The sequence below is a fragment of the Amycolatopsis sp. genome, from assembly GCF_035276945.1.
In the GTDB taxonomy this organism is placed as follows: domain Bacteria; phylum Actinomycetota; class Actinomycetes; order Mycobacteriales; family Pseudonocardiaceae; genus Amycolatopsis_E.
Genome location: NZ_DATELF010000032.1, coordinates 34,188 through 47,936, shown reverse-complemented (window position 1 = coordinate 47,936; position 13,749 = coordinate 34,188). Strand labels below are relative to the sequence as shown.

Here is a 13,749-nt window from a genome sequence, read left to right as displayed (position 1 = left end):
AATCAGGGGCGACTCGGGCCCGAGTCGCGTAAGACCGGGCGGTTCAGCGACTTACATACGCGTTGACACGCCGCGGGGCGCGGCGTCGACGCAGGTCAAGGCAGGGGACGGAAGTGCACATCGACAGCGAGCTTTATCAGCGGATCCTGGGGGAGGAACTCCGCAAGTTGCGCAGGAGGCGCGGGTGGACGCGCAAGGAACTGAACCAGCATCTGCAGAGTGACATCTCCCTGCAGACACTGGCCACCTACGAGTTGGGCACCCGCCAGTGCTCGGTGGTGCGCCTGGTGGAGCTGTGCCTGGCCATGGACGAACTACCGGCGGACCTGCTGGCCAGGGTGCACCAGCGGGTCTTCAACGACGAGCCCGGCAAAGTTCGGCTCGACCTGGCCAGGGTGGTCGAGGACGGCCAGCCCGAGTTGCTGTCGCTCCGGAGGTGGGCGGAAGACCGGTTACGGCAGCCCGGCTCGCCCCGCGAGATCCAACTGGACCTTCCGGCGGTGGAGCGGATGGCCGAGCTGTGCGGCGTCTCCCCCGGGGACCTGGTGGCCAAGCTCAAGGCACTCGAAGGGGGTTAGCGCGGGGCCGCACCCATCGGATTTCGCCGAACGGTTGCCTGTGGTGACATCGACTTACCGTAAGTAATATTACTTCCGGTAGAGTGGCGCCGTGAGCAGCCCTCGCAAGCGCATGCCGCGAGCCGAGCGCGAGATGATCCAGATCGCCGAAGAGGCGTTCGCCGAACACGGCTACGCGGGGGCCTCGATGGACGACATCGCCGAACGGGTCGGCGTGTCCAAGCCCATGCTGTAGGAGTACTTCCGGTCGAAGGAGGGCCCTGCTGCTGGCCTGTATCGGCCAGGCGCGGGCCGTGCTGCGGGAGATGACCGGAAACGCGGTCGCCCGAGGAGACACTACGGCGCGGGTTGCGGGCCTTCTTCGTCTTCGCGAAGGAACGGCAGCGGACATGGTCGATCATCCGCCACGAAACCGCCCTGAACGGCACCTCGGCCGCCGACGCGATCGAGGTGACCAGGCGGCAGCAGACCGATCTGATCGCCAAACTGATGGGGGACCATTGGCACGGCGACTCACCCGCACGGGTGGAAGCGACCGCGGAATTGGTCGTGGGCGCCTGTGAACGGCTCGCGATCTGGCGTGAGCGGCACGACGAGGTGACACCGGAACAGACGACAGAGTATGCCATAAACCTTCTCTGGAGCGGGCTTTTCGAACGCGCACGGTGACCATCCCGCGGGCACTCGTGCAGATGCTCGTGCATTTCAGATCTTGCCGTCACGCTGAGAACATCCCTACCTTCCACTTGTCACACAGAGTCGCGTGATGTATCGATGGAGCCGGATGGGAGTTTGGCGAACAGCGGGAAAGATACGCCCAATCGAGTGAGCACGATCCGGCATCACGGAACGGTGGGAAAAGGCTCCTCGTAAGTGGAGCGTCGAGCAGGCAGGCAGCGAGGGGTGTGAGGACGCATGGCGGAACCGATCATGGCGAGCTACGTTCAGGAGGACGGTGACTGGACGATCACGGTGTCCGGTCTGGGCAGGGAGTTGACCTCCCGCGCGCCGGGGATCATCGCGGCGCGGGACCGCGCCGACCAGCTCGTGGAGAACCTCGGCCCGAGTGCCGCCGGCGCCACCGTGGTGCACCTGCTCAACGGCAGCGCGCTCGAGTTCACGTCGGTGTACATCACCGCCCGGCTCACCCGCTCCGAGCCCGCCCCACTGGCGGTGCCCGAACCCGGCGAAGCCGAATCCGAGGCGGTCACGGCCGGCAGACCGACGCAGGCCAAGTCCGCCCGCCGTACCAAGGCCAAACTCACCGCGGACATCGGCACCGCCCTGTCCACGTCGCGAGGCCCCGCCGAGGCCGCCGCCTCCGGCTCCTAGCGGAAGAGCTTGCGCAACAGCAGCGCGACGACCAGCACGCCGGCGCCGATCAAGGGAAACTTGACCTTCGGCTCGTCCAGCTTCGCGCGCACAGTGATCTTCGCCGAGTCCGCCAGCCTTTTCGGACTGGCCTTCTCACCCAGCTGATCCAGCGTCGACGCGAGCGCGTTCCTGGCCTGTTCGATCTCACGCTCGATTGTGTCGGGGTCGCGGGCCACAGGTCCTCCTCACTTCTCAGGGCACCACCGTAGATCACGGCCCGCGCGGTAGGCTGCGAGGGTCGGGGCCCGTAGCCCAATTGGCAGAGGCACATGGTTTAGGTCCATGCCAGTGAGAGTTCGAGTCTCTCCGGGCCCACTCAGGCGCTGTGACTGCTGAAACACTCCGGTGCAACCCACCCCGGGGCCGCGTTGGGGCCGCGTACGGCAGAATCACGGCAGGCACGCCCTGAAGGGCCGCTGAACCACCCGAAACGGACAGCGCTGTCTCCGGCTGCCTACCGTGCTTTCGCGCCCATTGAACGACGTAACAGGCCGGGCCAGATGTGCAACTCGACCCGCCCGGTGCTGTTCAGCGGCCGGCTCCAAAACAGCGACCACGTGGGCGACCTTCTCATCGAGAGCTTCGCTACATCGTGGGCGCCTACGTGCCTGGCGGCATGCACCGGTTCGCCTCAAGGTCCGGATGACCCATACCGCCGTCCGCCACGCGCTCAGCCGGTCGGATGCCTGGGACTGGCGCGCGTGGGGTGTTCCGATCAACAACCTCGACGCCATGCACACGCAGGCCGGTCATTTGGGGGTCGGTTTCATCGATCCCGTGCAGAAATCGGGAATTCGGTTCAGCGACCGGGAAATCGAGGACATCATGGCGCTGGAGCCGGTACGTCGGCTCGGCGATCGGCATGCCCGCGGACATCCCACACACCGACTACGAGGACACGCGTCGCAAGGCCACGCTGCACAAGCTGATCGAGCAGCCCGCGGACGACCTGTGCCGCCGGACCGTCCACTCGGCGATCCGGTTCAGCGTCGAACCCGCCGCGCGATGTCGAAATCCTTCCGGGCCCGGTGGCGAAGGTCATGACCACCGAGCGCCGGCTCAAGCTCGCGTATGGACTGCTCACCGGCTGGCAACCGAAGTACATAATGGACACGCTGCACGTCGAGAAGGCGCCGTGGCACTACACGCTGCCGATTGTCCGCCCGGTACTCAAGGCCTACGACCGCATTTCCCGAGTGCTGCCGCACGACGACGAGAAGGCGGCGTTCACGCTGCTCGAACAGTTCAACCAGGCGATCACCATCCCCGGCGGAATGCGGGACAAGGAGGTGGCCGGCCCCGAGGCCGTGGGCGCCGACATCGCCGGGAGCAAGGGCGGGATGCCCCGGGTCCGTCGCTGACCGGCTCTTCCCGCTGGCACCCGGCAGTTTGTCCCGCCGGGCGCGCGGCTCGTCCTGTTTCGAAAGGCGCTTTACGTGTCACACAGCATGTCCGGCTCGGGCGCCGAGCCGCCACCCGCCCGCCCTCGGCTTGTCCATGAACTGGCGCCAGCAAAGTCGCCAGTTTCCGGCCCGTCCCGTGACCGTGGTGGAAGGCCGAAAATCCCCGGAGGTGCGGCGGGCGGCGTTACCCCTTGTCGCGTTCCGCGACCCAGCTGGCGATTTGGGTGCGTGACCTGGCATTGAGCTTGCTGAAGATGTGTTCGACGTGCGTTTCCGCGGTGCGCTGCGAGATCACCAGGCGGCTGGCGATCTCCTTGTTCGACAGCCCTTGCGCCACCAGTTCGGCGACCTCCCGCTCGCGCCGGGTCAGCACGGTGCCGGCCGCGCCCGCGGCAGGCGTGTTCGCCGTGCTCCGGACCGTTGTCGCTCGCTCTTGCAGCGCGTAGGTCACGGCCTGGTCGAGGTCCAGCTGCGTGCCGTCACGGTAGACCACCTCGTACGCCCGATCACCCAGTGCCTTTCTGGCTCGCGGCTCAGCGTCGCGATGCCAGCGTATGAGGTACTGGGCGTTGGCCAGGGGCGGACCGCCCATTTGTTTCCACAGCGGCTCGAGCGCGCCGAACAGCCGTGCCGCCCGCTCGGCGTCATCGCGATCCATCGCCACGAGGGCCAGCAGTATCAGGCAGAGCGTTGCGCAAAGCACATCGTGGAAGCTCCGCGTCAATCGAAGAGCGGCCCGCGCCTCCTCCTCGGCCATCGACACCTCGCCGGCGACGCGCCGCACCGCCGCGAGCGCCCAGTGTGTCCAGCCCAGCATCCACTCCTCGCCGGCCCGTTCACAGATCGACCGGCCCTCCTCGCCGAGCGCGGTCGAGGTCGCCCAGTTCCAGCTGGGCGATGGTTCCGTAGACGAAGCAGCGCAGGGCAGGGGCACGCAGTTCGCCTATCGCCCGGTGCCGGGCCAACGCCTGCTCCTCCAGCTCCGCGGCCCGAGCGATGTCGTCGCGGTACACCGCATGCCATCCCAGGAACTGGGTGGCATAGGCCGCGGCCAACCGGTCGCCTATCCGGCCGGCGAGTTCGAGGCACTCCTGCGCGGAGCGCTCGAACCGGGGCAGATCTCCTTGTACGCCGCCGATCCAACAGTCGACCCACAAAGCCCTCGCGCGCTCAGGGCTCGCCCCGCCGGGCAGTGCCAGCACCCGGTCCAGCCAGTACCGGCCGTCCCGGACACAACCGCAGGCCACCCAGTAGAACCACAACACGCCGGCCAGCCGCAGCCCGGCCTCGTGCTCACCCGGCTCCGTGCAGCAGAAGTCGAGTGCGGCCCACAGGTTCGGGCCCTGCCCCCGGAACCACCGCGACCACTCCCGCTGCCGCGGCCCCAGCCACTCCGCTTCTGCCTGTTCGGCCCGTGCCAGGTAGTAGTCACGATGCCGCCGCCGCAACGTCGTCTCCTCACCCCGATCCGCAAGGCGCTCCCGCCCATACTGCCGGATGGTCTCCAGTAGCCGGTACGACGACGCGGGGCCCTTCTCCACACGAGTCAGCACCGATTTGTCCAAGAGCCCCAACATCGCGTCCAGGACGTCGCTCTCCGCGATATCCGCCCCGGCGCACACCTGCTCGGCGGCTTCGAGGTCGAACTCACCGGCGAACACCGACAGCCGCGCCCACACCACCTGCTCGGTGAGGGTGCACAGATCGAAGCTCCACTCCACCGCCGCCCGCAGCGTCTGGTGCCGCGGCGGCACGGCCCGCGGTCCGGTGGTGAGCAACCGGAAGCGGTCCCCCAGTCGATCCAGGATGTCGTCCAGCCGCAGCGCTCGCAGCCGTACCGCGGCCAGTTCGATCGCCAGCGGTAGCCCGTCCAGCCGTTGGCACAGCAGCGCCGCCGCCAGCTTGTTCTCGCGGTCCAGTGAGAACCCGGGCACCACCGCTGCCGCCCGTTCCTCCAACAGTGCCATCGCCTCATACCCGACGTCACCGCCGGCCTGCCACCCCTGCCCACAGTCCTGCGCCCGCGTATCGGGCACAGTCAACGGCGGCACCGGAAACACCCGCTCCCCGGCCACCCGCAACTGTTCCCGGGCCGTGGCCAGCACCTGCGCCTTCGGCGCCGCCAACAACAGACTGCTCACCATCGCCGCGGCCGCCGCCAGCACGTGCTCACAGTTGTCCAGCACGAGCAACAAGTGCTTGTCCGCGAGGTATTCCTCCAGCGCTTCCCGCGGGTCCCGCGCCGACTGATCCGGCAGCCGCAACGCCGTCGCCACCGCATGCGCCAGCATCCCCGGGTCCCGCACCTCGGCCAGCTCCACCAGCCAGACCCCGGACGGAAGGCCCGCTGCCGCTCTCGGGCCACGTGCAGGGCCAGGCGCGTCTTGCCCACCCCACCTGGGCCCGTCAAGGTCACCAGACGTGACTCCGAAAGCAGCCGCTTGACCTCGGCGGCCACCTGACGCCGACCCACGAAACTGCTCAGCTCCGCTGGGAGATTTCCACGGGAGGACGGAGCTGCATGAGGCATGGTCCATCACCCGCCCTCGAAACACCGCCTTCCATCCCACTCCAGCCGGACGACCAAGTCAACGGAACCTCTGGGCGTGCTGTCGCCGAGGTGGAGCAGGCCCTGTCCGCGTGCCGGCCGGGTGACCTTTACCGGCGCTGGCCAGGCAAGTCGCCGGCCGACCTTCGGCGCCGGTGGGTGCCGGGTTCTGATCTGGGTGGCCATCCCCCGACGCGCGGTGTTGTGTCCACATAGGATACCACGGCCACCAACTTGCCAGGAAATGACGCCAGCTCATGCGGCCATCGTCACCGGCGCGGGATCACTGCGCGGCATCGGCGGGGCGGGGCATGCGCTCGCCACCGGGTCGCTGGTGGCGGTACTGGACACCGATGAGGCGAGCGCGAAGGACGCCGCCGAGGAGATCGCGGCCAAGCACGGTGTGCGGACCGTCGGCGTCCGCTGCGACGTCACCGACCGCGAGCAGGTCGAGGCTGCTGTGTCCACAGTGGAATCCGCACTGGCGCCGGTGGGTGCGCTCGTGAACAACGCGGGGATCACCTCGCCCCCGCGGTTCCTCGAAGTGTCGGATGTCGAACGAAATCTTCGAGATCAACGTGCGCGGCAGTTACCTGATGACCAGGCGAGTCGTGCCGGGGATGGTCGAACGGGGTTTCGGTCGCATCGTGGACTCGCGGGTCGCGGAAGCTGGACTCGCGGGTCGCGAAAGCCGGACTCGCGGGTCGCGAAAGCCGGACTCGCGGGTCGCGGAAGCCGGACTCGCGGGTCGCGAAAGCCGGACTCGCGGGTCGCGGAAGTGAACGTGTCCTCGGTTTCGGCCGAACGCGGCGGAGGCGTCTTCGGCGGTGTCGCCTACTCGCCCGTTAAGGCCGCGTTGCCGGGCCTTTCCCATGCGCTGGCGCGAGACTCCGTCACCGTCAGCTCCGTCGCGCCCGACCTTCCGGCGAGGCGCGCCGGGGCCGCCGAGGATGTCGCCGACGTGATCGAGTTCCTGTGCCGGCCGAAGTCCGGCTACGTCACCGGCGCCACCTACGACATCAACGGCGGCTCCCACATCCACCGAAGGCAGCGCCAAAGGGCTGTGGTAGTCGCCGGTAGTCGCCGGTAGTCGCCGGTAGTCGCCGAAGACCGCGGCCACCGCGTGCGCATCAGGCTGCCGCGCGTCTCGAAGTCGTAGCCGAAGTCGGCTGGCCGGGCTCTGGTGCGGGCGGCCAGGCCAGATTTCCACCCGCGGAACGCCGGTGAACGCCGCGTAGCGAGGAACATCGGTCATGATCGCGCTCTATGCTGATCAGCGCGGCGACCGACCGGGAGGCGATGTCCATGACCTATCCACCACAGCCAGGGCAGCCCTACGGCCAGCAGCCCGGGGGAATTCCCCAGCAACCCGGTGGCTATCCGCAACAACCAGGTGGCTACTCGTCACCCAACGGGTTTCCCCAGTCCGGCGGCTACCCGCAGCCCTACGGTCAGCAGCCCTACGGTCAACAGCCCTACGGCCAGCCCGGATACGGTCAGCAGCCCTACCCCGGTTACGGCCAGCCCGGCGGATTCGGCGGGCCGCCGCCCGCGAAGGGCCGGAAGGGGCTGTGGGTCGGCCTGACGATCGGGGTCGTCCTGATCCTCGCGGGCCTCGGCGTCACCGGGTTCTGGGCGCCCGGCTTCTTCCTGAGCAAGACCTCTTCTTCCTCCTCGCCCGGGTCGACCCCTCAGTCCGCGCTGCAGGGCATCGTGGACGGGCTCAACAAGCACGACCAGGCGGCGCTGAACGCGCTGAAATGTGCCGATGCCGCCCCCAAGATCGCGAGCGCGATCGGCAAGGTGAACGGGGTCAGCAACGCGAAGATCGTGAATGGGCCGACGAAGGTGTCGGACACCGAGTACGACGGCGTCCTCAGCCTGACCTACAACGGAAGCAGCGACCGCTTCACCGCACAACTCGCCCAGGAAAGCGGAAAATGGTGCTGGCAGGATGCCGACGACACGCCGTCCACCTAGCATTCCGCGGTACCTGGCAGGTGGAAAGGCACTGAAAGCCTTTCCACCCACCAGGTCCGATCAGAACCTGCTTGCCGCGAAAACGGCCGCTTCGCTCGCTTTGTTGCCGTGACTCAGGTGGGCCGGCACGTCAAGACCGGCCCCACAGACGGGGTCGCCGTGCACGCAGTAGCCGGCGGTGCGGCCGGCACAGACCCCGGTCACGGACCGGCCAATGGCCCGGATCGGGTTGCCGAACAGCAGGATCGCGCCGACCCTGGGCCTCGGTGCCGCGGGAATCGTGGCGACGATCGCGCCACCGACCAGGGCACCGTCGCTGCTGATGCCGCTCGAGTTGTCCACCACGTTCGCGCTGGTCGAAAGTCGAAATAATCGATCAACTATCGGCCGGGTGCTGATTCTTCCCGGCCGTTTGCTCGCTCGGCCGAGTACCAAGTGGCCTCGCACGCCACGCGGTGTCCGGCGTTCGGTCACGACCGGACACCGCGTTGGGAGAAGGTCAGGGCCGGCGGCCGACGAAGGCGAGGAGCCGGTCCCCGGTGGTGGCGCCGCGGCACACCGCCACCCGGGGGGCGAACCGGGCGGGGCGGTCGACGTCGTCGACGAAGAACGGCGCGAGTTCCAGCAGTTCCTCCGCCAGAGCGGCCGGGATCGGACGGTCCTGGCCACAGGCACGGGCGACGTCCCAGCCGTGCACGGTCACCTCGAGCGCCCCGGCGCCGGTCACGATGCCGGTGGTCAGCGGCGAGCCCGCGACGAACACCGGGCCGGGCACCCGCGCGCCGGACCAGGCTCCGACCAGCAGGCAGGCCCGCTGCCGCAGCAGGCCGACCAGATCACCGTCCGTTGTGGACTGCTCCGGCCCGATGCGCCCGATCCGCGCGGCTTCGTGCAGCGCCAGCAGCGAATCGTTCATGTGCACCAGCAACGCCCGGAGGTCCCACGCCGAGCAGGGCGTTGGCCGGGACATCAACTCGGGGCGCACTTCGAGCAGGCTGCCCAAGGTGTAGGAGATCGCACGTTCGAGCAGGCTGACGCCGCCGATCAGCGCCGCCGCACGCGGGCCGGTCATCGGACGTCCAGTGTCTCCGGAAGGCCGAACTTCGCGAACAGGCTGGTGTCGAAGAACGCGACCACGTGCGAAACCCCGTCCTGGCCGAGGGTGAGCACGTGCAACTGGAACGGCCGGTACGTCTCGCCGTCGATCAGGTAGAGCCCGAACGCCGGCTGCCCGTTGGCAGTGGTCGGCACCAGGCGCATGTCGCCGGGCTCCTTGGCCGGGCACTGGGTGTCGATGAGCCGGGCGATGTCCTCGGCCCCTCGGTACCAGCCGGTGAACGGCGGCATCTCCCAGATCGCGTCCTTGGTGAACATTTCGACCATGGCCGAAATGTCCTTGCGTTCGAAGGCGGTGACGTACTTTTCGAGCAGCTCGCGTTGCTCGGCGTCGGTGGGCTCGACGATCTCGTCCTCGACCGGCGTGACCTCGTCGAGCTGGGCCCGGGCGCGCTGGAGGATGCTGTTCACCGCCGTGGTCGTGGTGCCGACGGCCTGCGCCACCTCGGCGGCCCGCCACTGCAGGACGTCACGCAGGATCAGCACCGCGCGCTGCCGGGGCGGCAGGTGCTGGAGCGCGGCGATCAACGCGAGCCGGATGCTCTCCCGGGAGGTGACCACGGCCGCCGGGTCGGCGCCCACCATCTGGTCGGGCACCGGCTCCAGCCACGGCACCTCGGCCCGTTCCTCAAGGATCCCTTCCGGGTCGGCGCTGTCCCCGCCGAGGCCGCTGGGCAGCGGCCGCTTGCTCTTGCTCTCCAGCGCGGTCAGGCACACCCGGGTGGCGATCCGGTAGAGCCAGGTGCGAAGCGACGAGCGGCCCTCGAACTTCTCGTACGACCGCCATGCGCGCAGGTAGGTCTCCTGTACCAGGTCCTCCGCGTCGTGCACCGAGCCGAGCATGCGGTAGCAGTGCGCCAGCAGTTCACGCCGGAACGGGTCGGCGGCCTGCAGGAAGTCCTCGTCGGCACGCTTCTCGGACAGGGTCATGGTCATAGCTTCTCCTTTGCTCGCCCTGCCTGTACAGACAGGGCGAAGAGGAAAAACTCATCGCGATGAGTTTTTCGGACGGGCGGGGTCAACCCGAACGACTGATTAGGAGTAGAGCCATGACCATCGCCACCGTGCACACTTCCCGTCGCCTGAACATCACCCTGTGGATCGTCCAGGTGCTGGTCGCGCTGTTCTTCATCGGCGCCGCCGCGATCCCCAAACTCCTCGGCGACCCGACCGCCGTCCGGATCTTCGAGCAGATCGGTGGTGACTGGTTTCGCTACTTGACCGGTTCACTCGAATTCGCGGGCGCGCTCGGGTTACTGATCCCGCCGCTGGCCGGACTGGGCGCGCTCGGCCTGACCGGAGTCATGATCGGCGCGACCATCACGCAGTTGGCCGTACTCGACGGTCCGGCGGGAACCAGCACGCCGATCGCGCTGGGCATCGTGCTCGCGCTCATCGCGTGGGGCCGTTGGCCACGGACGAAAGCCCTGCTCCACGGTCACCTCAGCGGAGATGACCGGCTTGACACGGCCGCCACTTAACCGGTTAATTCAGACGCCTCGTGCGAGCCGGCGGAGAGGTCCTTCGCATGAGCGCCTTGAGGCGAACCACGCCGCACGAGGGCTGGACGCTGCGACCAGTGGCCGGGGATGTCCCGGCCGAGGTGGCGAGCCGTGCCGTGCCGGGCTGCGTGCACACCGATCTGCTGGCCACCGGCCTGATCCCGGACCCCTGTCTGAGCGACGACGAGGTGAAGCTGGCCTGGATCGGCCGGACCGCCTGGCGCTACGAGACGACCTTCGACTGGACTCCCGCGGACGGCGTCACGGACCTGGTGCGCGAGGGTCTGGACACCGTCGCGGCCATCGAACTCAACGGGGCCGGGATCGCCAGGACCCGGAACATGCACCGGTCCTACCGGTTCGAGGTGCCCCAGGCTCTGCGGCCGGGCACGAACGCCCAGGGGATACGGCCCGCGGCACCGGTACGACCTGTCCGTCACATTATCCACAATGGACGGCACACGGCTGGACGAGTGGTCCGGCCGGATCGGCTTCCGCAACGTCGAACTGGACACCGGGAAGGACGAGCACGGCACGTGGTTCTCCTTCGTCGTCAACGGTGTTCCGGTCTTCGCGAAAGGAGTCAACTGGATTCCCGAGCTCCGGTGGTACGGCTTCTCCGGCGTGCTGGAGGGCGACCTCGAAGCGATCTCCGCTCCCTGGACTTTCTGGGCGTCAACTACTACACGCGCTCCTGGGTCGTCTCCGAGGAAGACGCGGAGGCTCGGCATCCACTACTGCCGAGCCTCGACGCACACACCGTCCGCCCCTCCGGGCTACCCCGGACCCAGCTGGAATGGACGATCGAGCCCGACGCGCTTTCCGAACTGCTGGTGCGCCTCAAGTGGGACTATTCGTGGCTACCCGCCGATCTACGTCACCGAAAACGGCGCGGCCTTCGACGACTACGTCGACCCGGAAGGAGCCATCGACGACGAGATCGGCTACCTGAACGGACACCTCCAAGCGCTGCACGAAGCCATCCAGTCCGGCGTCGACGTGCGCGGCTGCTTCTGCTGGTCGCTGATGGACAACTTCCAACGGGCCGAAGGATACGGGCGGCGGTTCGGGCTCTCCTCCGTCGACTACGGCACCCGCGCCGGATCGCCAAGGCGAGCGCGCGGTGGTACTCCGATGTCATCAGGAGGATGTCATCAGGAGGAACGGCCTGCCTTAGCGGTCCACAACGGACTCCCGCCGCGCTACCCTGAACCGACTCGATGAGGGAGTCCGGTGAAGCGACCGACGATGTCCGACATCGCCCGGGCAGCGGGGGTGTCCAAGGGCGCGGTCTCCTATGCGCTCAACGGGCGCCCGGGCGTCTCGGAACCCACGCGGGCCCGGGTGCTGCGCATCGCCAAGGAACTGGGCTGGGTGCCCAACAGCGCCGCGCGGGCACTGTCGGCGGCCAAGGCGGGCGCGATCGGGCTGGTGCTGGCGCGCCCGGCCCGGATCCTCGGTCTCGAACCGTTCTTCATGCAGCTCATCTCCGGTAGCGAGGCGGTGCTGGCGGAGCGCTCGCTGGCGCTGGTGCTCCAGGTGGTCCCGGACGTCGTCGCCGAATGCGAGGTGTACCGGCGCTGGTGGGCCGCGCACCGGGTGGACGGCGTGATCATGGTCGACCAGCGGGTTTCGGACCCGCGCCTGGACGTGCTCACCGAACTCGGACTGCCCGCGGTGGTCGTCGGCGGCCACACCGGGCACCCTGGCCTCGGGTCGGTGGGGGCGGACGACTCGGGCGCCATGCGGTCGCTGGTGGGCTACCTCGCCGCGCTCGGGCACCGGCGGATCGCCCGCGTGGCCGGGCAGGGCGAACTCCGCCACATCGCGGCCCGCACGGCGGTGTTCGAGCAGGTCACGGTCGAGCTGAAGGTGGAGGCGAGCATGCTCCACGGTGACTTCACCGGCGAAGAGGGCGCGCGACTGGCCCGGCAACTGCTCTCGCGGACCGACCGGCCGACGGCGATCCTGTTCGACAACGACGTGATGGCCGTGGCGGGTTTGGCGGTCGCACAGGAGATGGGACTGGCGGTGCCCGCGGAGCTGTCCATCGTGTCCTGGGACGACTCCCCCCTGTGCCGCCTCGTGCACCCGCCGTTGACGGCGCTGGCGCGCGACATCCCGGCTCTCGGCGCGACCGCGGCCCGCACCCTCGCGGAAATCCTCGACGGCGGGGCCCCCGCCGCGATCAAGGCCGCACCCCTCACGCTGACCGTCCGGGGCAGCACCGGGCGTTGCGCGAAGATCGCGAAGTGAGTCCCACCTTCGTATTCGTCCATGGTTCGAACAGCAACGCCTTCGGCTGGGCCCCGTTGCAGCGGGAACTGGCCCTGCTCGGCCATCGCACGCTCGCGGTCGACCTACCCGGACACGGTTTCGCCGCCACGTTCCCGGTCGCCTACCAGGCACCGCAGGATCCGGAGAAGTTCGCGGTCGAACCATCCGCGCTGGCCGGCCTGACGCCTGCCCAGAGCGTCGAGCACGTCATCGACATCGTCCGGCGGGTCACCGAGCACGGTCCGGTCATCCTCGTGGGACACAGCCGGGGCGGCCTCACGATCACCGGCGCCGCCGACGCCGTCCCCGATCTGATCGACCGGATCGTCTACGTCTCCGCTTGGTGCTGCGTCACGAAGACCCCGGCGGAGTACGTCCAGACGCCGGAAAACGCGTCGAGCGCGCTCAACGAGACCGCCGGAGTGGTGGCCGCCGATCCCGCGGCGCTCGGCGCGCTCCGGATGAACTGGGGCACGGCCGATCCCGAACTGCTGGCGGCGTTGAAGACCGCGCTCCTGGCCGACGGCACCACCAGCGAGTTCCTCGCATTCCTGAACACTCTCGAACCCGACGAAATCCTCGACACCACAACCACTCCGGTGCGAGCTGAAGCGTGGGGCCGTGTACCGCGCACGTATCTCCGCCTCACTCAGGACAGGTCAATCCCGGTCGCGCTGCAGGACTTGTTCATCCACGACGCCGACGCCTTCACCTCGAACAACCCGTTCGACGTCCGCTCGCTGGAGTGCGGCCACGCGGGGTTCCTCGTCCGGCCCACCGAAGTCGCCGCCATCCTCGCCGGGCTGGCCCAGACTGCGGCGTTTTCGCACGCGCGGCCCGCGGGAAACCGAAGCCGAACGCCGCGAACGCAGAACTCGCACGCGCCGAGTGGGGAACTCGCACGCGTCGAAAGGGGGACTCGCGGGACAGGAACAGGAATGGGAGTGGCCTGAACCCATCGAGGGCGCCGA

The 13,749-nt window shown here is 68.5% G+C and carries 16 protein-coding genes, 1 tRNA gene and 2 pseudogenes; 13 read left to right on the top strand and 6 right to left on the bottom strand.

Annotation, left to right across the window (positions count from 1 at the left end; translation table 11 throughout):
• The first annotated feature begins 113 nt into the window (after window positions 1–113).
• The 3 genes and pseudogenes from VJT49_RS04430 to VJT49_RS04420 all read left to right on the top strand — a co-directional run bounded on the left by VJT49_RS04430 (window position 114) and on the right by VJT49_RS04420 (window position 1,910).
• Window positions 114–578 (top strand): helix-turn-helix domain-containing protein, encoded by a 465-nt coding sequence (locus VJT49_RS04430; protein ID WP_324163384.1) that lies wholly within the window; start codon window positions 114–116, stop codon window positions 576–578.
• A 133-nt stretch (window positions 579–711) separates the two neighbouring features.
• A pseudogene (locus VJT49_RS04425) lies at window positions 712–1,247 on the top strand (TetR/AcrR family transcriptional regulator).
• Window positions 1,248–1,493: 246 nt separating this feature from the next.
• A complete protein-coding gene (locus VJT49_RS04420) occupies window positions 1,494–1,910 on the top strand; it encodes a hypothetical protein (RefSeq protein WP_324163383.1) in 417 nt (138 codons plus the stop codon).
• Here VJT49_RS04420 and VJT49_RS04415 read toward each other — a convergent pair.
• The gene (locus tag VJT49_RS04415; RefSeq protein WP_324163382.1) at window positions 1,907–2,128 is read right to left on the bottom strand and encodes a DUF3618 domain-containing protein; all 222 of its coding nucleotides are present in this window, start codon (window positions 2,126–2,128) and stop codon (window positions 1,907–1,909) included. The genes VJT49_RS04420 and VJT49_RS04415 overlap by 4 nt on opposite strands.
• 65 nt (window positions 2,129–2,193) lie before the next feature.
• Between VJT49_RS04415 and VJT49_RS04410 the strand changes: the two genes are divergently transcribed.
• From VJT49_RS04410 to VJT49_RS04400, 3 genes are all read left to right on the top strand, one after another.
• Window positions 2,194–2,267 (top strand) — tRNA-Leu (locus VJT49_RS04410).
• Window positions 2,268–2,594: 327 nt separating this feature from the next.
• Window positions 2,595–2,996 carry a hypothetical protein gene (locus VJT49_RS04405; RefSeq protein WP_324163381.1) on the top strand — a complete coding sequence of 134 codons (402 nt, stop codon included), beginning with the start codon at window positions 2,595–2,597 and terminating at the stop codon, window positions 2,994–2,996.
• Window positions 2,993–3,313 carry a hypothetical protein gene (locus VJT49_RS04400; protein WP_324163380.1) on the top strand — a complete coding sequence of 107 codons (321 nt, stop codon included), beginning with the start codon at window positions 2,993–2,995 and terminating at the stop codon, window positions 3,311–3,313. The genes VJT49_RS04405 and VJT49_RS04400 overlap by 4 nt, the downstream gene beginning before the upstream one ends.
• Window positions 3,314–3,539: 226 nt before the next feature.
• On the opposite strand, the gene VJT49_RS04395 is transcribed toward VJT49_RS04400, so the two are convergent.
• Together VJT49_RS04395 and VJT49_RS04390 are read right to left on the bottom strand one after the other, a co-directional pair.
• Window positions 3,540–4,172 carry a response regulator transcription factor gene (locus VJT49_RS04395; RefSeq protein ID WP_324163379.1) on the bottom strand — a complete coding sequence of 211 codons (633 nt, stop codon included), beginning with the start codon at window positions 4,170–4,172 and terminating at the stop codon, window positions 3,540–3,542.
• A gap of 19 nt (window positions 4,173–4,191) precedes the next feature.
• Window positions 4,192–5,676 (bottom strand): hypothetical protein, encoded by a 1,485-nt coding sequence (locus VJT49_RS04390; protein WP_324163378.1) that lies wholly within the window; start codon window positions 5,674–5,676, stop codon window positions 4,192–4,194.
• A 471-nt stretch (window positions 5,677–6,147) separates the two neighbouring features.
• On the opposite strand from VJT49_RS04390, the gene VJT49_RS04385 reads away from it, so the two are divergent.
• Window positions 6,148–6,993: an SDR family NAD(P)-dependent oxidoreductase gene (locus VJT49_RS04385; protein ID WP_324163377.1), complete on the top strand. Its 846-nt coding sequence runs from the start codon at window positions 6,148–6,150 to the stop codon at window positions 6,991–6,993.
• A gap of 176 nt (window positions 6,994–7,169) precedes the next feature.
• Window positions 7,170–7,883 carry a DUF3824 domain-containing protein gene (locus VJT49_RS04380; RefSeq protein WP_324163376.1) on the top strand — a complete coding sequence of 238 codons (714 nt, stop codon included), beginning with the start codon at window positions 7,170–7,172 and terminating at the stop codon, window positions 7,881–7,883.
• 60 nt (window positions 7,884–7,943) lie between these two features.
• On the opposite strand, the gene VJT49_RS04375 is transcribed toward VJT49_RS04380, so the two are convergent.
• The 3 genes from VJT49_RS04375 to VJT49_RS04365 all read right to left on the bottom strand — a co-directional run bounded on the left by VJT49_RS04375 (window position 7,944) and on the right by VJT49_RS04365 (window position 9,935).
• On the bottom strand, window positions 7,944–8,228 hold the full coding sequence (locus VJT49_RS04375) for a cutinase family protein (protein WP_324163375.1): 285 nt from the start codon (window positions 8,226–8,228) through the stop codon (window positions 7,944–7,946).
• 154 nt (window positions 8,229–8,382) lie between these two features.
• A complete protein-coding gene (locus VJT49_RS04370) occupies window positions 8,383–8,955 on the bottom strand; it encodes a TIGR03086 family metal-binding protein (RefSeq protein WP_324163374.1) in 573 nt (190 codons plus the stop codon).
• Window positions 8,952–9,935, bottom strand: a complete 984-nt coding sequence (locus VJT49_RS04365) for a sigma-70 family RNA polymerase sigma factor (protein ID WP_414635811.1) — start codon at window positions 9,933–9,935, stop codon at window positions 8,952–8,954. The genes VJT49_RS04370 and VJT49_RS04365 overlap by 4 nt, the downstream gene beginning before the upstream one ends.
• 113 nt (window positions 9,936–10,048) lie before the next feature.
• On the opposite strand from VJT49_RS04365, the gene VJT49_RS04360 reads away from it, so the two are divergent.
• The 5 genes and pseudogenes from VJT49_RS04360 (at window position 10,049) to VJT49_RS04345 (ending at window position 13,731) form a co-directional block, all read left to right on the top strand.
• Window positions 10,049–10,480 (top strand): DoxX family protein, encoded by a 432-nt coding sequence (locus VJT49_RS04360; RefSeq protein ID WP_324163373.1) that lies wholly within the window; start codon window positions 10,049–10,051, stop codon window positions 10,478–10,480.
• A gap of 47 nt (window positions 10,481–10,527) precedes the next feature.
• Window positions 10,528–11,301, top strand: a pseudogene (locus VJT49_RS35045) (glycosyl hydrolase 2 galactose-binding domain-containing protein); the annotation flags it as partial.
• The gene (locus tag VJT49_RS35040; protein ID WP_414635816.1) at window positions 11,231–11,725 is read left to right on the top strand and encodes a family 1 glycosylhydrolase; all 495 of its coding nucleotides are present in this window, start codon (window positions 11,231–11,233) and stop codon (window positions 11,723–11,725) included. The pseudogene VJT49_RS35045 and the gene VJT49_RS35040, both read left to right, overlap by 71 nt.
• 9 nt (window positions 11,726–11,734) lie before the next feature.
• On the top strand, window positions 11,735–12,757 hold the full coding sequence (locus tag VJT49_RS04350; protein WP_324163371.1) for a LacI family DNA-binding transcriptional regulator: 1,023 nt from the start codon (window positions 11,735–11,737) through the stop codon (window positions 12,755–12,757).
• A complete protein-coding gene (locus VJT49_RS04345) occupies window positions 12,754–13,731 on the top strand; it encodes an alpha/beta fold hydrolase (RefSeq protein WP_324163370.1) in 978 nt (325 codons plus the stop codon). Before VJT49_RS04350 ends, VJT49_RS04345 begins: the two co-directional genes overlap by 4 nt.
• The last annotated feature ends 18 nt before the right edge of the window (window positions 13,732–13,749 follow it).